At 68.1% G+C, this 21,563-nt stretch carries 17 protein-coding genes; 8 read left to right on the plus strand and 9 right to left on the minus strand.

The features are described from left to right. Positions 1 to 75 precede the first annotated feature (75 nt). The 4 genes from ABIC50_RS25290 to ABIC50_RS25305 all read right to left on the minus strand — a co-directional run bounded on the left by ABIC50_RS25290 (position 76) and on the right by ABIC50_RS25305 (position 5,079). Positions 76 to 1,509 carry a cytochrome c gene (locus ABIC50_RS25290; protein ID WP_354167624.1) on the minus strand — a complete coding sequence of 478 codons (1,434 nt, stop codon included), beginning with the start codon at positions 1,507 to 1,509 and terminating at the stop codon, positions 76 to 78. Further along, complete coding sequence (locus ABIC50_RS25295) at positions 1,506 to 3,284, minus strand: GMC family oxidoreductase (RefSeq protein WP_354167626.1); 1,779 nt, start codon at positions 3,282 to 3,284, stop codon at positions 1,506 to 1,508. Before ABIC50_RS25295 ends, ABIC50_RS25290 begins: the two co-directional genes overlap by 4 nt. Further along, positions 3,284 to 4,021, minus strand: coding sequence for a gluconate 2-dehydrogenase subunit 3 family protein (locus ABIC50_RS25300; RefSeq protein ID WP_354167629.1), 738 nt, complete (start codon positions 4,019 to 4,021; stop codon positions 3,284 to 3,286). Before ABIC50_RS25300 ends, ABIC50_RS25295 begins: the two co-directional genes overlap by 1 nt. A gap of 641 nt (positions 4,022 to 4,662) precedes the next feature. Continuing rightward, positions 4,663 to 5,079: a DUF3995 domain-containing protein gene (locus ABIC50_RS25305; RefSeq protein ID WP_354167632.1), complete on the minus strand. Its 417-nt coding sequence runs from the start codon at positions 5,077 to 5,079 to the stop codon at positions 4,663 to 4,665. Positions 5,080 to 5,429: 350 nt separating this feature from the next. On the opposite strand from ABIC50_RS25305, the gene ald reads away from it, so the two are divergent. Further along, on the plus strand, positions 5,430 to 6,545 hold the full coding sequence (gene ald, locus ABIC50_RS25310) for an alanine dehydrogenase (protein ID WP_354167634.1): 1,116 nt from the start codon (positions 5,430 to 5,432) through the stop codon (positions 6,543 to 6,545). A 13-nt stretch (positions 6,546 to 6,558) separates the two neighbouring features. On the opposite strand, the gene polX is transcribed toward ald, so the two are convergent. Both polX and ABIC50_RS25320 read right to left on the minus strand, forming a co-directional pair. After that, positions 6,559 to 8,337 carry a DNA polymerase/3'-5' exonuclease PolX gene (polX, locus tag ABIC50_RS25315; RefSeq protein WP_354167637.1) on the minus strand — a complete coding sequence of 593 codons (1,779 nt, stop codon included), beginning with the start codon at positions 8,335 to 8,337 and terminating at the stop codon, positions 6,559 to 6,561. A gap of 167 nt (positions 8,338 to 8,504) precedes the next feature. After that, entirely contained in the window at positions 8,505 to 8,897 is a 393-nt protein-coding gene (locus ABIC50_RS25320; RefSeq protein WP_006753534.1) for a TraR/DksA family transcriptional regulator, read from the minus strand. Between the two features lie 343 nt (positions 8,898 to 9,240). Between ABIC50_RS25320 and ABIC50_RS25325 the strand changes: the two genes are divergently transcribed. After that, positions 9,241 to 9,426 (plus strand): hypothetical protein, encoded by a 186-nt coding sequence (locus ABIC50_RS25325; RefSeq protein ID WP_041491641.1) that lies wholly within the window; start codon positions 9,241 to 9,243, stop codon positions 9,424 to 9,426. A gap of 93 nt (positions 9,427 to 9,519) precedes the next feature. On the opposite strand, the gene ABIC50_RS25330 is transcribed toward ABIC50_RS25325, so the two are convergent. Together ABIC50_RS25330 and ABIC50_RS25335 are read right to left on the minus strand one after the other, a co-directional pair. Further along, positions 9,520 to 10,908 carry an undecaprenyl-phosphate glucose phosphotransferase gene (locus ABIC50_RS25330; RefSeq protein WP_354167640.1) on the minus strand — a complete coding sequence of 463 codons (1,389 nt, stop codon included), beginning with the start codon at positions 10,906 to 10,908 and terminating at the stop codon, positions 9,520 to 9,522. Between the two features lie 32 nt (positions 10,909 to 10,940). Beyond that, positions 10,941 to 11,723 (minus strand): Crp/Fnr family transcriptional regulator, encoded by a 783-nt coding sequence (locus tag ABIC50_RS25335; RefSeq protein ID WP_126225281.1) that lies wholly within the window; start codon positions 11,721 to 11,723, stop codon positions 10,941 to 10,943. Positions 11,724 to 12,638: 915 nt separating this feature from the next. Here ABIC50_RS25335 and ABIC50_RS25340 point away from each other — a divergent pair. The 6 genes from ABIC50_RS25340 (at position 12,639) to ABIC50_RS25365 (ending at position 19,542) form a co-directional block, all read left to right on the plus strand. Further along, positions 12,639 to 13,421: a Crp/Fnr family transcriptional regulator gene (locus tag ABIC50_RS25340; RefSeq protein WP_354167643.1), complete on the plus strand. Its 783-nt coding sequence runs from the start codon at positions 12,639 to 12,641 to the stop codon at positions 13,419 to 13,421. A 167-nt stretch (positions 13,422 to 13,588) separates the two neighbouring features. Then, positions 13,589 to 13,840 (plus strand): acyl carrier protein, encoded by a 252-nt coding sequence (locus ABIC50_RS25345; protein ID WP_354167646.1) that lies wholly within the window; start codon positions 13,589 to 13,591, stop codon positions 13,838 to 13,840. After that, positions 13,837 to 15,033 (plus strand): acyl-CoA dehydrogenase family protein, encoded by a 1,197-nt coding sequence (locus ABIC50_RS25350; RefSeq protein ID WP_126225279.1) that lies wholly within the window; start codon positions 13,837 to 13,839, stop codon positions 15,031 to 15,033. The genes ABIC50_RS25345 and ABIC50_RS25350 overlap by 4 nt, the downstream gene beginning before the upstream one ends. Beyond that, positions 15,030 to 16,010: an amino acid--[acyl-carrier-protein] ligase gene (locus ABIC50_RS25355; RefSeq protein ID WP_105832739.1), complete on the plus strand. Its 981-nt coding sequence runs from the start codon at positions 15,030 to 15,032 to the stop codon at positions 16,008 to 16,010. Before ABIC50_RS25350 ends, ABIC50_RS25355 begins: the two co-directional genes overlap by 4 nt. Further along, positions 16,007 to 17,062, plus strand: a complete 1,056-nt coding sequence (locus tag ABIC50_RS25360; RefSeq protein ID WP_354167647.1) for a DUF1839 family protein — start codon at positions 16,007 to 16,009, stop codon at positions 17,060 to 17,062. Before ABIC50_RS25355 ends, ABIC50_RS25360 begins: the two co-directional genes overlap by 4 nt. Before the next feature lie 38 nt (positions 17,063 to 17,100). Further along, entirely contained in the window at positions 17,101 to 19,542 is a 2,442-nt protein-coding gene (locus tag ABIC50_RS25365) for a glycoside hydrolase family 2 protein (protein ID WP_354167819.1), read from the plus strand. Between the two features lie 46 nt (positions 19,543 to 19,588). Here the strand turns inward: ABIC50_RS25365 and ABIC50_RS25370 are convergent, their stop codons facing one another. After that, positions 19,589 to 20,980, minus strand: coding sequence for a sigma-54 dependent transcriptional regulator (locus ABIC50_RS25370; RefSeq protein ID WP_011658652.1), 1,392 nt, complete (start codon positions 20,978 to 20,980; stop codon positions 19,589 to 19,591). Positions 20,981 to 21,563: the final 583 nt, after the last annotated feature.

A 21,563-nucleotide genomic window follows, 5' to 3' on the forward strand; every position in this document is an offset into this window, starting at 1 on the left:
GTGTCACGCGCGCCGGCCGGCGCCGCGAGTCCACGAGAGGCGCGATCGGGCGGGGCAGCCGCCCCGCCCCCCGCGTCAGCGGGATGCCTGCGGGAACCGCGCGCCCGGCGGCGGCTCCGGTCGCGTCGACGGCACGCTCTTGCGCACCTTCGCGACCTGCGCGGCCGTGATCGCCGCGCCCGTATTGCCCCAGCTCGTGCGCACGAAGTTCGACACGTCCGCGACTTCCTGGTCCGACAGGCGCCAGCCGAACGGCGGCATCGTGAAGGTCGACGGCGCGGTGCGCGTGCCCGCGAGCGCGCTGCCTTCCAGCACGACGTGGATCAGCGAGGTCGGATCCTCGCCCTGCACGACCGGGTTGCCGGCGAGCGCCGGGAACACACGCGTGTAGCCGTGGCCGTCGCTGCGGTGGCAGGCCATGCAGTTGTCGCGATAGACGGCCGCGCCCGGCTTGCTCGCGTCGCCGCCCTGCAGCGCCTTCGCGGCGGCCGCGTCGTACACGTGCGGCTGCTCGCCCTGCACGCGCGGCGGCAGCGTCTTCAGGTAGCGTGCGATCGCGGTCAGGTCGTCGTCGGTCATGTGCTGCATGCTGTGGCCGACCACGTCCGTCATCCCGCCGAACGCGGCCGTGCGCAGCGTGCGGCCAGTCTTCAGGAACTGCACGATCTCGGTTTCGGTCCACGCACCGAGCCCGGTGCGCGGCTCGCCGCGCAGGCTCGTCGGCACCCAGCCGTCGATCGCCGCGCCGCCGGCCAGGAAGTCGAGGCCGCCCGCATCGGTCAGCGCGCGCTCCTGCATCGTCACCGCGCGCGGCGTGTGGCACGCGCCGCAATGGCCGAGCCCCTCCACCAGATACGCGCCGCGCGCGATCACCGGATTGGTATACGGCGTCGCATCGAACGGCTTCGGTGTCGGCGCGAACAGCTTGCGCCAGAACGTCAGCGGCCAGCGCATCGACAGCGGCCACACGATGTCGACCGCGCGGTTCTCGCGCTCGACCGGCGCCACGCCATGCATGAAGTACACGTAGAGCGCCTTCATGTCGTCGTCGGTCAGACGCGCGTAGGACGGGAACGGCATCGCCGGGTACATCGTGTCGCCGTTCTTGCGGACGCCCTCGCGCACCGCGCGGGTGAAGTCCTCGAGCGTCCAGCCGCCGAGGCCCGTCTTCGGGTCCGGCGTGATGTTGGTTGAATAGATCGCGCCGATCGGCGTGTCGAACTTCAGGCCGCCCGCGAACGGCTTGCCGCCGCTCGCCGTGTGGCACGCGATACAGTCGCCCGCGCGGGCCAGGTATTCGCCGCGCTTGACGAGGGCCGCGTCGGCCGACTGTGCGGCCGGTGCGGCTGCCGGGCCTGAAGCCGCCGCCGGCGCCGCCGGTTGCGCGAAGGCCGACCCGCCGGCGAGACCGAGCGCCGCCCATGCAGTGCCGATCGCCAGTGCGCGCCGCAGCGGGGACATGCGGCGCGCGGCGTGGTGGTGGTTGGGATGGTTCACTGTCCTCTTCATACGGTCACCAGCGGGGCGGGATTTTTCAGGTATTGCTCGCGGATCGCGCGTGCCGACCAGTAGGCCAGCGCGGCGATGATCCCGGTCGGGTTGTAGCCGATGCCCTGCGGCAGCGCCGACGCGCCCATCACGAACACGTTGTGCACGTCCCAGCACTGCAGGTAGCGGTTCAGCACGCTCGTCTTCGGATCGGTGCCCATGATCGCGCCGCCGACCAGGTGAGTCGTCTGGTATGCGCGCGAATCGAAATGCTTGCCGAACTCGCGCGTCGACACGCCGATCGCCTTCGGCCCCATCGCCTCCGCGATCTTCTTCATCTGCCCGGTCACGTACTGCGCCATCCTGATGTCGTTGTCCTTCCAGTCGAAGGTCATCCGCAACAGCGGCTGGCCGTACGAATCGCGGTAGGTCGGATCGAGGTCGAGGTACACGTCGCGGTACGACATGTTCGTGCCGTGCGCGTCCATCGAGATCGTGTGCGCGTAGTTGTCCTTCACCGCCTTCTTCCACGCCGAGCCCCACTGCGGCGTGCCGGGCGGCGTCGCGATGCCGCTGATCGGCTTCACGCCGGCCTGGTTCACCCACAGCGGCGAGCCGCCGACGAAGCCGAGCGGGCCGTGGTCGAAGTTGTCCGCGTTGAAGTCGTCCACCGCGACGCCGTTGCCGCCCGCGCCGATGAACGGATTCGTGTAGGTGTCCTTGTCGAAGAACGCCTTGATCGTCGACAGGTTCTGGTACGCGAAATTGCGGCCAACGACGCCTTCGCCCGAGATCGGGTCGTACGGCTTGCCGATGCCCGACAGCAGCAGCAGGTGCACGTTGTGATACTGGAACGCGGCGACGATCACGAGATCGGCCGGCTGATGCACTTCACGGCCGGCCGGGTCGACGTAGGTGACGCCCGTCGCGCGCTTCTTCGTGTCGTCCAGATCCACGCGCAGCACGTGGCACTTCGAACGCAGTTCGAAGTTCGGCATCTGCTTGAGCGCGGGCAGGATGTTCAGGTTCGGCGACGCCTTCGAGTACATGTAGCACGCGTAGCCGCTGCAGTAGCCGCAGAAGTTGCACGGCCCCATCTGCACGCCGTACGGGTTCGTATACGGCCCCGACGTGTTCGCCGACGGCAGCCGGTACGGATGCAGCCCGAGCGATTTCGCCGCGTCGGAGAAGCGTTGCGCCGAGTAGGTGTTGAGCTGCGCGGGCAGCGGGAAGTTGTCGCTGCGGTTCGCCTCGAACACGTTGCCGTCGCCGACCACCTTGCCGCCGACCTTGTACGCCTGCCCCGACGTGCCGAACACCTTCTCCGCGAAGTCGAAATACGGCTCGAGCTCGTCGTAGCTCACGCCCGTGTCCTGGATCGTCATGCCTTCCGGGATGAACTTCTTGCCGTAGCGCTCTTCGTAGTGGCTGCGCAGGCGCAGCTCCTCCGGCGTGATCCGGAAGTGCACGCCCGACCAGTGCAGCCCCGCGCCGCCGACGCCCTCGCCCGGCAGGAACGCGGCGAGCTGCCGGTACGGCAGTGCGGTGTCCTGCACGCCATGGCGGATCGAGACGGTCGTCTTCGACAGATCGAGGAACAGCTTCTTGCGAACGTTGTAGGTCAGCTCGTCGATCGTGTTCGGATACGCGCCGTCCGGATAGGTGTCGCGATACTCGCCGCGCTCGAGCGCGACGACGTTCAGGCCCGCTTCGGTCAGTTCCTTCGCGAGAATCGCGCCGGTCCAGCCGAAGCCGACAATCACCGCATCGACGTGCGGCTTCTTTTCCGCGGCCATCAGCTGCGCTCCCCGTTGATCGAAACCGGGCCGTACGGATACGGCTTGCCGTTCTGGTTGACGAAATCCATGAAGTCGGCGCGCGCGCCCGGAAAACCGATCATCTTCCACGCGGCCATGTCGTGATTGCCGCCATGCACCGGATCGCAGAAGTAGCCTTCGCGCGTGTTCTGCAGCAACTGGCCGAAGAACACTGTGGACGGCACGTCGTCGATCTGCGCGCCGCCCTTCTCCAGCGCGCCGAGCACGGTGTCGCGGGTCGGTGCGTCGAGGTCGGCGAACGTCTTGCCGTGCGCCTTTTCGCAATAGCGGTTGACCGCCGCGATGCCGAGCCGGTAGATGTCGCGCGGCACGAGCTTCAGCTGATAGCCGAGCTCGGGCACGCCCTGCTGGAACGGCCCCTGCATGTACCACGTCGCGCCGTGCGCGTACGGGGTTTCCATCTGGCGGTCGATGAATTCGGGCACGCCGGTGTCGAGCGCGCCGGGGCCTTCGGCGTCGGCCGGGATCAGCCGGTCGACGGCGGCCTGGACGAACGCCCACTCCTTCGCATCGAAGAAGGTCGGCTTGTACGGCGCGCGTTCGGCGCCGGCCGACGCGGCGGACGCATTGCCGGCCGTGGTCGCGGAGGACGACGAGCGCAGGTCGCAACCGGCGACCGACGCGATCGGCACGAGCGCGACCGACGTGCGCAGGAAACGGCGACGCGAATTGGGTTTGTCGGGTGGCGTGGACATGGTCGGATGTTGATCGTTGGGGAGCGTGGTTCGGGGACGCGCATTCCGCATGCGCCATGCCCGACCGGTAGCCATGCCGCACGCGGCCGGCGATCCTGTTTTTGCTGTATTGCAAACACTGTCGATGCGGGCGCCGGCCGCGCATTGGCGGGCGGCGCCGTCATGCAGCCGCGGGCGCACCGGTTCGGGCGCGCCGCGCGGGTCGACCTCTTTGTGGGCCTTATCATCGGACAAATAACGGGCTTCTCACGTCATTTACCCGCCATCGCCATGGGCCTGGTTCAACTTAGACGCCGCGCCGCCCGACGGCAAGCGCAACGTGCACGACCCTCATTTCGGGCCCGGCGACGAGTGCCGCGAATTATAGATGGAACCGGTTCCATTTCCAAAGGGTTAGATGCAATTCATTGCATCGAAAATCGCAATAATTGAAAAATGCGGGAACCGGGAGAGGCAAGAGCCGCAGCACGATCACATCGTGGCATGCGGAGGGGTGTCGGACGCAGGCGCGGGTTTCGCCCGGTCGGTGCAGGTCGTGTTCAGGAATAACGCGCGCGGCCGGTCGGTGCCTTCGTTGAGGCACCGCGACGCGCGTTACGGCTTCGCTCGCTGCAAGATGACCGCCCTGATCGGCCCGGCACTCACCACGGCCACAGCATCGAGGCGATCGACAACGCGAGCGCCGCGCAAAGCGGTGAGTAGCAGAGGCTGTCCATCCGCGCGAACCGCGACCCGCGGATCCGCTTGAAGAAGCCGACGTAGCGGAAATCGCCGACCGCGCGCACCGCGAAGATCAATGCGAGCGCAACGACCGCGAACGCGATCGCGCCGGGATACAGGTTCGGCCACAGCCAGCCCGCGCGCGACGCCACCGCGCCTGCGCCGGCCAGCAACGCCGCCGCGACGGCGAGCGTGCCGGGCGCGCTTGGCCGCAGCAGCGGCACGCCGTCCTGTTCCGGAATGGCCGCCCGCTTGCCGAGCCTTCCGCCGAACGCCCAGTAGACGTGAACCAGTGCGATCGCGCAAAGCGTCGGCACGCTGAAATACGCGCCCGTCATGTCGGTAAGGTTCCTTGCTTCATCGTGTCGTTGTGTCGCGTGATCGAGCCGGAAGGATTCCGGCACGCAGCCCCGCTCCGCGGCACACAAGACGATACCCAAACCGCGTGCCGCGCGCATTGCGACGTCCGGTCGCAATGCGCCACGCCGCGTGCTGCGGTGCAGTGCGCGCACCGTCGCGGCGGGCCGCCGCTTGACTTCCCTCCGGGCACCACTACCCTTTTATTCCAAAGCGGCAATCGGACCGTGCATGCACCCATCGCACACGGGCCGTTCGCCGGCACGCACGGTCGGACGATCGCAGCGCGCTCGGGCACGACAACAACGACGAATACCCATGGAGACGACTCATGCTGATCGGTGTGCCGAAAGAGATCAAGAACCATGAATACCGCGTCGGCCTCACGCCGGCCGGCGCACGCGAACTCACGCGGCATGGCCATCGCGTGCTCGTGCAGCGCGGCGCGGGCACCGCGATCGGCCTGCTCGACGACGACTACACGGCTGCCGGCGCGGCGCTGTGCGACGACGCGCGCGAGCTCTTCGCACGCGCCGACATGATCATCAAGGTCAAGGAACCGCAGGCCGCCGAATGCGCGATGCTGCGGCGCGGGCAAATCCTTTATACATACCTGCATCTCGCGCCCGATCCCGAGCAGGCTGCCGCGCTCGTGAAGTCCGGCGCGGTCTGCATCGCGTATGAAACCGTGACGGGCCCCGGCGGGGGGCTGCCGCTGCTCGCGCCGATGAGCGAGGTCGCGGGACGCATGTCGATCCAGGTCGCGGCGACGCACCTCGAAAGCCCGCGCGGCGGCCGCGGCGTGCTGATGGCAGGCGTACCCGGCGTGCCGGCCGCCCACGTCGTGGTGCTCGGCGCGGGCGTGGTGGGCACCGGTGCGCTGCAGATGGCGGTCGGCCTCGGCGCACGCGTCACCGTGCTCGACACCAACGTGGGCCGGCTGCGCCAGCTCGACCTGATCTTCGCGAACCGGATCTCGACCGTCTGCTCGAACGCGCACACGATCGACGAAGCCGTGCGCGAAGCCGACGTCGTGATCGGCGCGGTGCTCGTGCCGGGCGCGTCGGCGCCGCGGCTCGTCACGCGCGACATGATCGCGACGATGCGCACGGGCGCCGTCGTCGTCGACGTCGCGATCGACCAGGGCGGCTGCTTCGAGACCTCGCACGCGACCACGCATGCGCAGCCGACTTTCGTCGTCGACGGCGTCGTGCACTACTGCGTCGCGAACATGCCGGGCGCGGTGGCGCGCACGTCGACGTTCGCGCTGAACAATGCGACGCTCGGCCATGCGCTCGCGCTCGCCGACAAAGGCTGGAAACGCGCGATGACCGACGACCCGTATCTGCGCGCGGGCCTGAACGTGTGCGATGGCCACGTCACGTACGAGGCCGTCGCGCTCGCGCTCGGCCTGCCGTACGTCCCGGCGGAAGACGTGCTGGCCTGAGCCCGGCGCGCCGTCACGCGCCCTTCGGGCGGTCGTGCTTCGACGCGCCGCTCGCGCTGCCCGCACCGCCCATCGTGCGCGCCAGCAGCGGCCGCAGTTGCGCGAGCGTGCGCGTGTTGAGCACGTCGTGCCGCGTGAGCCAGCCGCGCCGCGCGTGGCCGATACCGTAGTCGAGGTTGTCGAGATCGTCCGCGCAGCGGGCGTCCGAGCCGATCGCCACCGCGACGCCGGCCTTCGCCGCCTCGCGGCACCACAGGTCCGGCAGATCGAGCCGCCGCGGGTCGCCGTCGAGCTCGACGAAGCAGCGGCGCGCGGCGGCCGCGGCGAGCACGCGCGGCACGTCGAGTTCGCAGGCGTCGCGTTCGCCGAGCAGCCGGCCCGTCGGATGCGCGAGGATCGTGAAATACGGATGATCGATCGCGCGCAGGATCCGTTCGGTCTGCCTGTCGCCCGGCAGGTCGAAGCCGTCGCGCACCGCGCCGACGACGAGGTCGAGCCGGCCGAGCACGTCGTCGGGCATATCGAGGCTGCCGTCCTCGCGAATGCCGGCCTCGACGCCCTTCAACAGCACGAAGTCGTCGAACGATGCGTTGAGTTGGTCGATCTCGTCGATCTGCCGCACGAGCCAGTCGCAATCGGTACGGCCGCCGCCGGCATCCGGCATGCGGTCGGTGACGGCCAGATACGAGAGGCCGCGCGCGCGGGCCGCGTCCGCCATCGCACGCAGGCTGTCGCGCCCGGCCGACGCGTCGGTATGCGCGTGCAGATCGCCATGAAGATGCCTGCGCTCGACCAGCGCCGGCAGCGTGCCGGCGCGCGACGCGTCGATCTCGCCGCGGCCCTCGCGCATTTCGGGCGGCACCCAGTGAAGGCCGATCGCCTCGTAGACGGAAGCCTCCGTCGCGCCCGCGATCCGTTCGTCGCCGCGGAACACGCCGTATTCGTTGATCTTCAGGCCGCCGGCCTGCGCGATCCGGCGCAGCGCGATGTTGTGCGCCTTCGACCCGGTGAAATAGACGAGCGCTGCGCCGAACGCGTCGGCGTCGACGACACGCAGGTCGACCTGCAGCCCGTTGCCGAGCATCACGCTCGAACGCGTCTTGCCGTTCGCGAGCACGCGTGCGACGTCGCCGCAGCTGACGAACGCGTCGGCCACCGCGGCCGCATCTTGTGCGCTCACGAGGATGTCGAGATCGCCGACCGTCTCGCGGCAGCGCCGAAAACTGCCGGCCGGCACCGCTTCGCCGACGCCGGCCACCTGGCGCAGCCGCTCGAGCATCGGCCGCAGCGATTGCGCGGCATCGGGCAGCGGGAAGCGCTGCGGCTCGCGCTGCAGGCGCTCGTCGATCGCGTCGAGCAGATGGGCTTCGGTCTTCGCGCCGAAGCCCGGCAGCGCGCGCACGTGCCCGCTCTTCGCTTCGGCGCGCAACTGCTCGAGCGAGTCGACGTGCAATGCGTCATGCAGCGCCTTCACGCGTTTCGCGCCGAGCCCCGGCACGTCGAGCAGCTCGACGATCGCGCCCGGCAACGCATGGCGCAGCGTTTGCTGCAGTTCGCAGGTGCCGGTCGCGGCGATCTCGCGCAGCTTCGCCGCGAGATCGGCGCCGATCGATGGAATCTGGCCGAGATCGCTACCGTTCACGATCATCGCCGGAATGTCGCGCCCGTACTCGGCAATCGTACGGGCCGCGTTGCGATAGGCGCGCACCCGGAACGGATTCGCGCCCTGGATCTCGAGCATGTCGGCGATTTCGGCGAATACGGCCGCGCACTCGGCATTGTGGATCGGCATGATCGGCGTGGCTCCCTTCCACGTGGATGGCGCCGTGCGCTGGCGCGCCGGCGCTTGCCCGCCCGGCGCCGCATGTCGACGGCGGCGGGCGCCCGTTGGTCATCCTGCGCCGGTTGCCGGTGTCGCGCCGCGCGGGGCGCGCTGCCGGCGCGGCCCCGGCGCCGACGTCAGAGCGATGCGCGTGGCGTCGTCGCGTAGCGACGCTCGTACACCGACTGGCAATGCGTGCAGCGCTCGGCGCTCGGCCGCGCGAGCAAACGCTCGTAGCCGACCGGCGCATCGCAGTCGATGCACTCGCCGTAGCTGCCGTCGCGCATGCGCTGCTGCGCGCGCCCGATCGCGCGCAACTCGGCCAGCTTCATCCCGATCAATGCGTGATCCATGTCGACGAACAGATCGGCATTCGCCTCGTCGCCCTCGTCCGGCGCCGCGCCGGCGAGTTCGGCATAGGACTCCGACGCGCGCTGGTCCTCGGTCGTCCGGATATCCGCCCGCAACGTCTGCTCGCTGTCGGTCAGCCGCCGCTGCAGCGTCTGCCGTTGTTCTCGGTCGAGCGCCATCGCCGTCTCTCCTTTTCCCGGTTTCCGCGCAATGACGCATGCGGCGCGCGGTTGTCGCGCCGGTGCACGGCGGGCAGGCATGCGTCGCCCGCCGTGTCCGGATCCGCGCCCGGCCGCACGATGGGCCGGACGCATTCGACGCAGCATAAACCCAATGCACACGCATGTGTTGACCGGCGTCAGCGCCCGCACCGCGCGCACGAAAACCGGGGACGGACCTGAACACCCGCGCGAGCGCATTCGTCCGACGCAGCGGCCGTTGAGATCGATCAATCCCCTGTACAAAGTTGCGTCGTAGATTGAAAACATGCGCGGCGAATCCGCGGCTTTCCGGGAGAACGTCATGGTATTCGGCGTCGTCATCTGGGTGGCCCTTGCGGCCCTGTTCCCGACGATGGTCGTGCCGACGATTCAGCACGCCATCCAGCCGTCGAGCGCGCAAGCCGCGCCCGACGCTCAACCGACCGCTTCGCCTGCCGTCTTGCCCGCTGCGTTGCCGACGGGTGGACAACCGCCGGCGGATAGTTGAGCGCGGCTTCGGTTTAGGGTCCGCGGTTGCGGTTGCGGTGCACGTCTCATCGAGGCGGCATCCCTCACCCGTGATACTTCGCAATCCTCTTCATCAGAACGCATTGCATCCGACGAAGCCACGCACGACCGTCATCAGGATGATCTTCATGTCGAACCAGAAGCTCCAGTTCTGCATGTAGAACAGGTCGAGCTTCACGCGCGCGGCCATCGCCTCGACCTTGCGCGTCTCGCCGCGATAGCCGTTCACCTGCGCCCATCCCGTGATCCCCGGCCGCACGCGATAGCGATACATGTAGCAGTCGATCAGTTGCCGGTAGAAGTCGTCGTGTTCGATCGCATGCGGACGCGGGCCGACCACCGACATCTGGCCGGACAGCACGTTGAAGAACTGCGGCAGCTCGTCGAGCGACGTGCGCCGCAGGAACGCGCCGACCGGCGTGATGCGCGCGTCGTTGCGCGAGGCCTGCCTCACGACGCCCGGCTGCGCGCGATGCGCGCGCATCGTCCTGAACTTGAGGATATGGAACTCCCGCCCGTCGGCGCCCTTGCGGCGCTGCCGGAACAACACGGGCCCCGGCGACGACAGCTTCACCGCGATCGCCAGCACCGCGAGCAGCGGCAGCAGCGGAATCAGCACGGCGACCGCGAACAGCCTGTCGAACGCGAACTTCGCCCACAGTTCCGGCGCGGAACGCGGCGTGGTCGCGAGGTTGATCGCCGGCATGCCGAGCACATCGGTCGCGGAGCGCTCGACGACTGCCATCTGCCGCACGTCCGGCAACAACCTCAGTTCGACGAACTCGTCGCGCAGTTCGCGCACGATGCGCCGGATGCGCGACTCGTGCGACATCGGCAGCGTGAGCCACACTTCGTCGATCTCGCCGGCGCGGATCATGCGCCGCAGCGCGACCCAGTCGTCGATCACCGGCACACCGCCGATCCCGTCCGCCGAGGCGGCCGGCGCATCGTCGTCGAACACGCAGGCCGCCGCGAACGGTCCGGCCGGCTCGAGCTGCATGCGCTCGATCGCCACGCGTCCGTAAGCGGTCGCGCCGACGATCGCGACGCGCCGCTGCCGCGCGCGCGAGTCACCGCGCTGCATCGCCAGCGCGCCTAGCGCCAGCCTGCCGAGCAGCAGCGCCGCGTCGCCGGACAGCACCGTCCGCGCGATCCAGCGCGTCGTGACCGTCCCGCCACGGTTCATGATCCACATCGTGCCGACCACCGTCAGCGCACCCGCGCACACGACGGCGACCACCGTGCGCGTCAGCACGATCCCGCCGCCATGCGGCGACGCCCCACCGCGCGACACGCGCACGGTGCGCGGCAACAGCGCGACGGTCAGCACGCACAGCAATGCAATCGCGCCGCGCTGCGCATCCGACAGATCACGCCACGCGAGCCCCATCGCGGCCTGCGCGGCGAGGGTTCCCGCCAGCACGAGCGCAACGTCGGCCGCTGCGACCGCGGCACGCCGCATCGCATTCGTTCCACCCGCCAGCGCATGCATCGTCACGCACCGTGCGCGGGGAATCCGCCGTGCATGTCCTGCATACGCTGTCGCACCGGCAGCGATCGCGCACCGGCTCGCGCGCCGAGCAGCCGGCGATAGTCAGCACGAATCAGCTCGTAGCACTCGCATGCCTGGCGCTCGAGACCGTCGCGATCGAGCACCGTGATGCGCCCGCGCCGCTGCCGGATCAGCCCGGCCTCCTGCAGATTGCCGGCCGCTTCCGTCACGCCTTCGCGACGCACGCCGAGCATGTTCGCGATCGTCTGCTGCGTGACGGCCAGTTCGTCGCCGTCGATCCGGTCGTGCGCGAGCAGCAGCCAGCGGCTCAATTGCTCGCTGACCGAGTGGTGCCGGTTGCACAGCGCGCTGCGCGACACCTGCGCCATGATCGCCTGACAGTAGTTCAGCAGCAGGCGGTACGTGTCCGGCGAACGTTCGAATTCCGAGCGCATGATGCAGGTCGGCACGCGATAGGCCATCCCGCCGATGCGGACTTCGATGCGGTTCGACACCGCAGTGCCGCCGAGCAGCGTCGCCAGGCCGACCGTGCCTTCGCGGCCGACCATCGCGACTTCGACCATCGCCCCGTCCTCCATCAGGTGCTGCACGGACATCATGGCGGTGGTCGGGAAATGCAGGTGGCGCATCGGCTCACCGACCCGGTCGAGCATGCCGGCCTTGATCCTGACCAGCTCGAGATGCGGTGCAATGGCACGGATGCTGTCCTCGGGGAGAGCGCCGAGAATGGCATTCGCCGAGTAGCTCGAGTAAAGATGAAGCATGGCTGTATCCCTTTTATCGTCCGCGCCGCATGCAGCTGCGTCAGCGGAACTCGTTATCGCGATGCGCGCCCGGACGACGACGCGGGTTGCGGCCACAACCCTCGACCGAATCGACCTTCGGCTTCACGCCGCCGCATCGAATCGGCAGTCCCGTTTCGACACGCCTGCCCGAATAAGCGATTTACGTGCCAATACCCGCTTCATCCTTAATATATAAATGACACGTGATTGGGAGCGCCCGAATAGCCGCCGAAAAACCGCAAAAAGCGTCTCATTTCCGGACACCCTCCGCCGTCGCGGACACAGCATGCGATTCGACTGATCAATGCTCGCGCCCCGCGCGGTGGCACCAGCAGCGGCGCGCGATGCTTACCGTTCAAATACTTACGGGCCGTTTTCAATTGTTTCCGTGATGTCTCGCGCGACGCCAAAGCGGCGGCCCGCGCCTCAAATGACCGTTTGAAACTGTCTCAAATTTGAATCGATCGACTAATTCGCAGCTTTGTAAGCTGGCGCACATATCCACACTAAACCGATGATTCAATTGAACAAAATGATGGGCGAATATCGATTGTCAAATAATGTTCAAGAGACTCCGAATAATTTCCGCTGTACGATTTGCATCGTCGTCCGATTGATTCACGATCGGTACTGAATTCACCACTTATCCATCGATCCACTTCGACGCGATTAACTCACGAAAACATGAACTTCAAATCCATATAACAGTTGCATATACATCCAAACGTCAAACTTTGTGAAATGACGTAATGCGTAATTTATCGAATTCAATGGCGTGCTAGCCTTTTCCCACTATCGGCATTCGAATTCCGACGAACACAAATTCGCACGCGCGTGCTAAATCCCTCGTGGGTGCCGCCGCGCGATCCGCGATTGCCCCTACGAGGATGCGCCGTGACTCACCAGGCCAATGACGCCGTCGCCCCCGCGAGCGGCATGATCGAGCTTTCCCACAGCTTCGACGCGAACCGGTTTCTCGCCGCCGTCGACCGCGACGAACGCGCGACGCTGATTGCCAACCTTCAGCTCGTGCACCTGAAATCGGGCCAGGTGCTGTGCGAACCCGGCGAAATGCTCACCGCGGTCTACTTGCCCGTCACGACGGCGATTTCACTGCAGTACGTGTCGACCGGCGGCATGACGCTGGAAGTTGCGCAGATCGGCAGCGAGAGCGTCGTGTGCGACGACGTGATCGGCGGCAGCGGCCGGATGCCGTGCCGCGCCGTCGCATGCCGCGACGGCTTCGTCTACCGGCTCGACCGGCGCATCTTCGCCGCCGCGTTCGATGCGTCGCCGGTGATTCGCCATCTCGTGTTCGTGTGCGTGCGGCTGCTGATGGCCCAGGTCGCGCAGATCACGTTCTGCAGCCGTCATCACGTCCTCAAACATCAGTTATGCAGATGGTTCCTGCTCGCGTACGACCGCTCGCGCAGCATCGAGATCCAGGTCACCCACAGCATGCTGGCGCAGATGCTCGGCGTGCGGCGCGAGACGGTCACGGATGCCGCCGGCGAGATCCAGCGGCTCGGCCTGATCCGCCAGTACCGCAGCTCGATCGTGCTCGCCGATCTGGGCGGCCTCGAAAAACTGTCGTGCGGCTGCCGCGCGATCGTGCGCGACGAGATGAAGCGCATCCTGTCGGCCGACTCGGGCGTGAGCGCCGCGGCGCGCGCGTGACGCGCACGGCAGGTCGGCGTGCGCGGGCGTGCCGGGCAGCCGATTGTAGGGTGGCGAACAGAACGCCGTGCGTGCGAATGGTCTACTGATGCCGGGCTGCCGGGGGGATGTCAGCGCGCTGCGCGCGTCCGCCCGAGCGGACGACACCACGCACGCCGGAGCAGCACGTGAAAAAAGACATCAGAACCATCCTCAAGCACGTCGCCCACCTCGAAGCCGCGATCGATTCGATCGGTGACGGGGACGACCTCTATGAAGCGGGCCTCTCCTCGCTCGACACGATCCAGCTGATGCTCGCGATCGAGAAGCAGTTCAACATCGAGATTCCCGACGAGATGCTCAACCGCAACCTGTTCCGCAGCATCGATGCGCTCGCGGACACGATCTCGACCCTGCAACGCTCCGAGCATTCCGCATGAGCGCGCTGCTTCCCGAGCTCGCGGCCGACGACGAAGCGCGCCGACTCGACGACGCCGCGCATGCGGTCGCACACATCGCCGCGCAGCACGCAGATACCGTCGATCGCGACGCGCGCTGCCCCGTCGAGGCGATCGAGGCCATGCGCGCGCGCCGCCTGTTGAGCGCGATGGTCCCGACCTCGCTCGGCGGGATGGGCGCGTCGCTGGCCGACATCGCGTCGGCATGCTCGATCCTCGGCCAGGCCTGCGCATCGTCGGCGATGGTGTTCGCGATGCACCAGATCCAGGTCGCGTGCATCGTCAACCACGCGGCCGACCAGGGCTGGCACAAGCTGTTCCTGCAGCAGCTCGTGCGCCATCAGTGGCTGCTCGCGTCGGCAACGTCAGAGGACGGCGTCGGCGGCAACCTGCGCGCGAGCCAGTGCGCACTCGAGACCCACGGCGGCGAATTCCGGCTGCACAAATCCGCGCCGACGATCTCGTACGGCGACTACGCGGACGGCATCCTCGCGACCGCGCGGCGCGATGCCGACGCGCCGGCGTCCGAGCAGGTGCTCGTCACGCTGCTGCGCGACGGCTATACGCTCACGCGCCGCGGCGAATGGGACACGCTCGGCATGCGCGGCACCTGCAGCAACGGCTTCGTGCTCGACGCTCGCGGCGCGACCGTGCAATGCCTGCCGGTGCCGTTCGCGCAGATCGCCGAACAAACGATGGTGCCGGTTTCGCACATCCTGTGGGCGGCGGTTTGGGTCGGCGTGGCCGGCGACGCGTTCCACCGCGCGCACCAGTTCTTCCGCGCGCAGGCGCGCCAGACCGACGGCGCGCCGTCGCCCGCGTCGCGCCGCATCGCCGAGTCGCTGGCGCTGATGCAGGCGATGCAGGCGCGCGTCGACAACGTGCTGCGCCTCCATTCGAGCGCGTCCACCCGCTCGTGGTCGGCCGGCATGGCGTGGGCCGCGGAGATCAACACGCTGAAGACCTATGTGTCGTCGACGGCGCTCGAGGTCGTCCAGCAGGCCATGATGATCTGCGGAATGGCCGGCTACAAGCACGGCACGCCGTTCAGCATCGGCCGCCACCTGCGCGACCTGCACGCGGCGCCGCTGATGATCAGCAACGACCGCATCGCCGCCAATACCTCGAGCCTGCTGCTCGCACTGCGTCCCGCGACGCTGGAGAAACATTCGTGAACGATCGCCTCGCCGTACCTTCCGCCGCCTCCGCCGCCAGCGCGTCCGACGCGCCGCTCGATCGCGCAGGCGTCAATCCGCTGCGCGACGAGCTGATCGATGCGGGCCTGCTCGTGTCGACCGGGATCCAGGGCCTGTTCGGCCGCAGCGAGCGGTTCGAGCGCGTCGTCGAGGCGCTCGACGCGTTCGTCACGCGCCTGGGCGCCGACCAGCAGGCCGAAGTGCTGCGCTTCCCGCCGGCGATGAGCCGCACCGAATTCGAGCGCAGCGAATACATGAAGAGCTTCCCGCAACTCGCGGGCAGCGTGCATGCGTTCTGCGGCGACGAACAGCGGCACCAGCGTGTGCTGCAGTGCCTCGATCGCGGCGAGGACTGGACCGAAAGCCAGAAGCCGACCTACGTCGTGATGACGCCGGCCGCGTGCTACCCGGTCTATCCGGTCGTCGCGCGCGCGGGTGCGCTGCCCGCCGACGGCCGCATCGTCGACGTGTTCTCGTACTGCTTCCGCCACGAGCCGTCGCTCGACCCGACCCGCATGCAGCTGTTCCGGATGCGCGAATACGTGCGGATCGGCACGCCCGAGCAGATCGTCGCATTCCGCGAGACGTGGATGGAGCGCGGCACGCGAATGATCGACGCGCTGCGCCTGCCGAACGCGATCGATCTCGCGAACGATCCGTTCTTCGGGCGCGGCGGCAAGATCGTCGCGAACAGCCAGCGCGAGCAGAACCTGAAGTTCGAGCTGCTGATCCCGATCGAACACGACGACCGCCAAACCGCGTGCCTGAGCTTCAACTACCACATGGATCACTTCGGGCTGCTGTGGGACATCCGCACCGCGACGGGCGACGTCGCGCACACGGGCTGCGTCGGTTTCGGCCTCGAGCGGCTGACGCTCGCGCTGTTCCGTCATCACGGTTTCGATCTAGACGCATGGCCGCAGGAAGTGCGCGACGTGCTGTGGGGCACGCGATGAAATTCGTGTCCCGCGACGGCGAGGACGCGTCGTTCGAGGACGTGCGCCATCGTGCACGCCACTACCGGCCGCACCCGCTGCACAGTCAGGAGATGGTCTGGAAACAGACCAACTGCTATGTCGACATGTGGCTCGAGGTGCTTCGGTGGTGGGGCCTGAATCCGTACGCGGCGCTGCCGTTTACGATCGCGCTCGATTTCGAGGGCGATCAGTTCACGTTCTTCAAGTTTCCGCACGACGAACTGGAGCGGCTCTACGGGATCGTCGTGCAGGAGCACTCGATCTACGAGCCGCTCGATCAGCACATCGAGACGCAGGTCGCACGCGGCCACCTGATGATCGTCGAGGTCGACGCGTGGTTCCTCCCCGACACGCGCGGCAGCAGCTACCGCGCGCGGCATACGAAAACGACGATCGGCATCGACGCGATCGACCGAACGCATCGCCAGATCGGCTACTTCCACAACAGCGGCTATTACGTGGCCGAGGATTTCGACTACAACGGCCTCGTCGGCGGCAGCTCGCCGATGCCACTGCCGCCTTACGTCGAATGCGCGAAGCGGCGCTTTGCGCCGCTCGACGAGCGCGTGCTGTGCGAAGTGTCGCTCGCGTCGCTGCAGCGGCACTTGCGCCGCCTGCCGGTGGTCAATCCGATCACGGCGTTCCGGCGCCAGTTGCAGATCGATACGAAGGCGCTCGCCGATTCACCGCTCGAGCGCTTTCACGCGTACTCGTTCAATTCGGTGCGGCAACTCGGCGCGAACTTCGAACTGTTCGGCCATTACACGCGCTGGCTGCAGGCAAGCGGCTGCGTCGGGCCGTTCGCGGAGATTCGCACCGCCTGCGACCGCATCGCATCGGAGGCGATGGTGCTGGAATTCCGGCTCGCGCGAGCCTGCGCGCGCGGCAAGGAAGAACGCGGCGACGCGACGCTCGACGCGATCGAAGCGGCTTATGCCGACCTGATCGACTGCGCGGGGCAGATCGCCCCGCCGCTGCGGCATGCGCTGCCCGTTCGCGTCGACGCGGCTCCCGTGCCGGTGATGCGGTGACGCGCACGCGTGCCGCGCACGCCGCGCCCGCGTGGTCGATGCTCGCAACGGCCGCGGGCATCGTGCGCGGCCCGCTCGACCTCCCCGCCGACGGCTGGATCGCCGCCCCCGTTCCCGGCACGGTCGCGCAAGCACTCGCGCTGGCCGGCCAGCCCGACGATGTAGCGTCGCTCGACGAGCGCGATCACTGGTATCGCGTCGAACTGCGCGGACACGGGCCGCGCGTGCTGCGCTTTCACGGCCTCGCGACGCTCGCCGACGCATGGCTCGACGACAGGCCGATCCTGCGCTCGGACAGCATGTTCGTCGCGCACGACGTGCGCGTGTCGCTCGACGGCACACATCGGCTCACCGTCTGCTTCCGCGCCCTCGCGCCGCACCTGCGCGACGCGCGCGCATCGCGCCGTGCACGTTGGCGCACGCGGCTGGCCGAACCGGCGACGCTGCGCACCGTGCGCACGTCGCTGCTCGGACACATGCCCGGCTGGTTTCCGCGCTGCGTGCCGACCGGACCGTGGCGACCCGTCGACGTGCTCGACCCGGCCGACGGCCCGGTTCTCGTCCAGTGCGACCTGCATGCGCGCATCGACGGCGACACCGGCTGGCTCGATGCGGAACTCGCGTTCGCCGCTCCGCTGCCCGATGCGTTCGCGGCCCGGCTGTCGTGCGGCGAGCACCACGCGACGCTCGAACGCAGCGGCGCCGACCGGCTGCGCGCGAGCGTCGCGGTGCCGAACGTGCGCCGCTGGTGGCCGCACACGCACGGCGAACCGGTGCTCTACGACGTCGCGCTGCACATCGGCGCCGAACGGCGACCGCTCGGCGCGACGGGATTCCGCACGATCGAACCGGACGCGGGCGACGACGGCAACGGGTTCGGGCTGCGCGTGAATGGCGTGCGCGTATTCGCGCGCGGCGCATGCTGGAGCAGCGCCGACCCGCTCGCGCTGCACGCGGACGACGCGACTTATGCCCGTTTGCTCGGGTACGCGCGTGACGCCGGCTTCAACATGATTCGCGTCGGCGGCACGATGACCTACGAGGCCGACGCATTCCATGCGTGGTGCGACCGGCTCGGGCTGCTGGTCTGGCAGGACTTCATGTTCGCCAACTTCGACTACGCGCTCGACGATCGCGCGTTCGCCGATGCCGTCGATCGCGAAGCCGCACAGTTCCTCACGCGCCACCGCGCGTCGCCGTCGCTCGCGGTGCTGTGCGGCGGCAGCGAGATCGCACAGCAGGCCGCGATGTCGGGGCTCGCGCCGAAGCAGCGCTTCCTCGAACTGACCGCCGAGCGCCTCGCCGGCCATGCGGCGGCACGGCGGCCCGACGTGCTTTACGTCCCCGACTCGCCGGACGGCGGCGCACTGCCGTTCCAGCCGCGCGAGCGCGTGTCGCACTACTACGGCGTCGGCGCATATCTGCGCCCGCTCGACGACGCGCGCCGCGCCGACGTGCGCTTCGCGAGCGAATGCCTCGCGTTCGCGAACGTGCCGTGCGACGCGATGCTCGCGAGCCTCGGCTGGCCCGGCGTTCACGAGCCGCGCTGGAAGGCGGCCGTGCCGCGCGACCCCGGCACGTCGTGGGATTTCGACGATATTCGCGATCACTATCTACAGACGCTGTACGACGTGGCGCCCGATCGCCTGCGACGCGAGGATCCGTCGCGCTACTTCGAGCTGTCGCGCGCGGCGATCGCGGACCTGATGCGCGACACCTTCGCCGAATGGCGGCGCACCGGCTCGCGCTGCGCGGGCGCGCTCGTCTGGCAGTTCCAGGATGTGATGCCGGGCGCCGGATGGGGCTTGATCGATGCGACGCATCGGCCGAAATCGGCGTGGTATGCGCTGCGCCAGGTGCTTCAGCCGGTGCAGATCCTGCTCGTCGACGAAGGGCTGAACGGCCTCGACGTGCATGTGATCAACGAGCGGCCGGCGCCGCTGTCGGCGGCCGTCGAGCTGGTCGCGCTGCGCGACGGCCGCACGCCGGTCGCGCGGGCCGGCGGGCCGGTCCGGATCGCCGCGCACGACACGGTGCGGCTCGGCTCGGCCGAATTGCTTGGCCGCTTCTTCGACTGGACCTACGCGTATCGCTTCGGCCCGTGTGAGCACGACACCGTCGTCGCGACGTTGCGCGCGGACGACGGCACGCTGCTGTCGCAGGCGTTCTACTTCCCGTCCCGCACGCATCCTGCGGTGTTCGCACGCCGCGAGCCCGGCATCGAAGCATGCGTGTCGCGCAACGGCGATACGTGGTATGTCGACATCGACACGCGCCACGTCGCCCGTCACGTGCAGATCGACGCACCGGGTTTCGTGCCGCGCGACGACTGGTTCGATCTCGCACCCGGCACGCCGGCACACGTCGCGCTCGTGCCGCTCGACGACACGGACGACCGGGCGGCCGCCGGCGCGCCGCCGACCGTCGATATTCGCGCGGTCAACGCCGCACGCACCGTGCGCGCCGCGCCGGCCGGCTGACTCGGCCGGGGTCGCCCATACGGTTTGCGCGGCCGCGCCGCGCGCGTCAGTCCGACGAGCCCGTGCCGCGCGGCCGCTCGATGCCGTACGCTTCCATCCAGCGATACAGCGTCGCGCGCGACACGCCGAGTTCGCGCGCGGAAGCAGCGACGCGGCCGCGCGTGCGCAGCAGCGCGGTTTCGATCGCTTCGCGCTCGATCGACTTGCGGATGTCGGCGACGGACGGCGAAGCCGCGTCGAGACAGTATTCGAGCTCGAGATCCTGCGCGGTAATCAGGCGTCCTTCCGTCATCACGACCGCGCGCCGCACACGGTTGATCAGCTCGCGGACATTGCCCGGCCAGTCGTGCTTGTAGAGCGCCGTGATCGCATCCGTCGAGAAGCCGCGCACGCGATGGCGCGCGTCGCCGCGAAAGCGTTCGAGCATGTGATGCGCGAGCAGTTCGATGTCCTTGCCGCGCGCACGCAGCGGCGGCTGGTCGATGCGCATCACGCACAGGCGGTGGAACAGATCCGCGCGAAAGCGCCCTTCTTCCATCGCCTCGCGCAGGTCGACGTGCGTCGCGGAGACGATCCGCACGTCGACCGGCACCGGATCGCTGCCGCCGAGGCGGTGAATCGCGCGCTCCTGCAGGAAGCGCAGCAGGCTCGCCTGGCTCTCGTGCGGCAGATCGCCGATTTCATCGAGCAGCAGCGTGCCGCCGTTCGCGGCTTCGACGTAACCCGCCTTGCGCGCGTTCGCGCCGGTAAACGCGCCGCGCTCGTAGCCGAACAGTTCCGATTGCAGCAAGTGCGGCGGGATCGCGCCGCAGTTGACCGCGACGAACGGGCCGTTGCGCCGTTCCGAATGACGATGGATCGCGACGGCCGTCAGCTCCTTGCCGGTTCCCGTCTCGCCGAACACGAACACCGGTGCGTCGGTGCGCGCGAAACGCCGCACCGTATCGAACAGCCGCAGCATCGCGCTGCAGGTGCCGACGATGCCGTTCTCCTGCGATTCGAGGCGTTCGCGATCGCGCGCGAACAGGCATTCCATTCCGTACGCATGGCCGACCGTGTCGGCGATTCGCTGATGCGAAGCGGGCAACGTGATGTAGTCGAAGCAATAGTCGCGCAACAGCGCGCGCACGTTCGGGGACGCGGTCTGACCGGTCTCGACCAGTGCGACCCACACGACATCGCGCATCGACGCGCAGGTGGACGCGATGCTGCCGATCGCGTCGGCGTGGCCGCCGCTCAGGTCGAGGATGCCGCAGGTGATTTCGCCCGAGGTGTCGCGCAGCTCGCTCGCGTGCGCGACGATCGTCACTTTCCAGTCGCGTCGCGCGAGTTCCTTGCGAAGCATGACGGAAGGCGACTGCGTCCAGTAAATCAGAGGACGCTGCCCGGAAGTCCTCCCCGCGCCGGCGCTCTTATCGCGCGTTATTGGCATATTCATAGCGAACCATCACTTTCTCCACTCCGCGAACCGTTCGCGTGCGCTGCGGGCGGCGGCGCATGGCCGCCGGTCCGTGCTGCGTTTCCGCAGCCTTGGCGAAGATCGAAACTGCACACGGCGAGAGCCCCCGGAGGTCGAGCCGGATTTCATCCGGCCTCATTGTCATCGATCTCGAAGGGAACGCGCGGCCGTGGGAGCCACGGCGTTCCGGCTTTGATGCGACGCGCTGTCAGGCGGAGCACGTCGGCAAACGGGAATCCCGTCCGCATTTGCGTCGCGTCGTACACGACAGTCGCGCTCGATGCTGAACTGGACGGCCGCCAGCCCGCTTTCGGAATGGCTGCCTCATTTCATTTACTCCCGAATTTACACCCCGCACCGAGACGGCTTGTTACCAAACGATAAACATCGATTCAGCCGGTTACGCCGCCGCCCCGCCAGCCCCGCCGCATTTAGCGACTCGGATTTGATTATCTACGACCATTCGCGTCAATCAGTGGCAAATACCACTTTTCTGCAAGATGGGTACTGCTCATTGCCTACGATTCTGAATGAAATCGCGTGTAAGAACCGCGCAGTGTTT

The organism is Burkholderia sp. 567, assembly GCF_040545115.1.
GTDB classification, from domain to species: Bacteria; Pseudomonadota; Gammaproteobacteria; order Burkholderiales; family Burkholderiaceae; genus Burkholderia; species Burkholderia ambifaria.

Excerpts from the sequence above, each read along its gene's own strand:
- ABIC50_RS25290 (WP_354167624.1), bottom strand. The coding sequence starts at position 1,509 with ATGAAGAGGACAGTGAACCATCCCAACCACCACCACGCCGCGCGCCGC.
- ABIC50_RS25295 (WP_354167626.1), bottom strand. The coding sequence starts at position 3,284 with ATGGCCGCGGAAAAGAAGCCGCACGTCGATGCGGTGATTGTCGGCTTC.
- ABIC50_RS25300 (WP_354167629.1), bottom strand. The coding sequence starts at position 4,021 with ATGTCCACGCCACCCGACAAACCCAATTCGCGTCGCCGTTTCCTGCGC.
- ABIC50_RS25305 (WP_354167632.1), bottom strand. The coding sequence starts at position 5,079 with ATGACGGGCGCGTATTTCAGCGTGCCGACGCTTTGCGCGATCGCACTG.
- ald (WP_354167634.1), top strand. The coding sequence starts at position 5,430 with ATGCTGATCGGTGTGCCGAAAGAGATCAAGAACCATGAATACCGCGTC.
- polX (WP_354167637.1), bottom strand. The coding sequence starts at position 8,337 with ATGCCGATCCACAATGCCGAGTGCGCGGCCGTATTCGCCGAAATCGCC.
- ABIC50_RS25320 (WP_006753534.1), bottom strand. The coding sequence starts at position 8,897 with ATGGCGCTCGACCGAGAACAACGGCAGACGCTGCAGCGGCGGCTGACC.
- ABIC50_RS25325 (WP_041491641.1), top strand. The coding sequence starts at position 9,241 with ATGGTATTCGGCGTCGTCATCTGGGTGGCCCTTGCGGCCCTGTTCCCG.
- ABIC50_RS25330 (WP_354167640.1), bottom strand. The coding sequence starts at position 10,908 with ATGCGGCGTGCCGCGGTCGCAGCGGCCGACGTTGCGCTCGTGCTGGCG.
- ABIC50_RS25335 (WP_126225281.1), bottom strand. The coding sequence starts at position 11,723 with ATGCTTCATCTTTACTCGAGCTACTCGGCGAATGCCATTCTCGGCGCT.
- ABIC50_RS25350 (WP_126225279.1), top strand. The coding sequence starts at position 13,837 with ATGAGCGCGCTGCTTCCCGAGCTCGCGGCCGACGACGAAGCGCGCCGA.
- ABIC50_RS25360 (WP_354167647.1), top strand. The coding sequence starts at position 16,007 with ATGAAATTCGTGTCCCGCGACGGCGAGGACGCGTCGTTCGAGGACGTG.
- ABIC50_RS25365 (WP_354167819.1), top strand. The coding sequence starts at position 17,101 with ATGCTCGCAACGGCCGCGGGCATCGTGCGCGGCCCGCTCGACCTCCCC.
- ABIC50_RS25370 (WP_011658652.1), bottom strand. The coding sequence starts at position 20,980 with ATGAATATGCCAATAACGCGCGATAAGAGCGCCGGCGCGGGGAGGACT.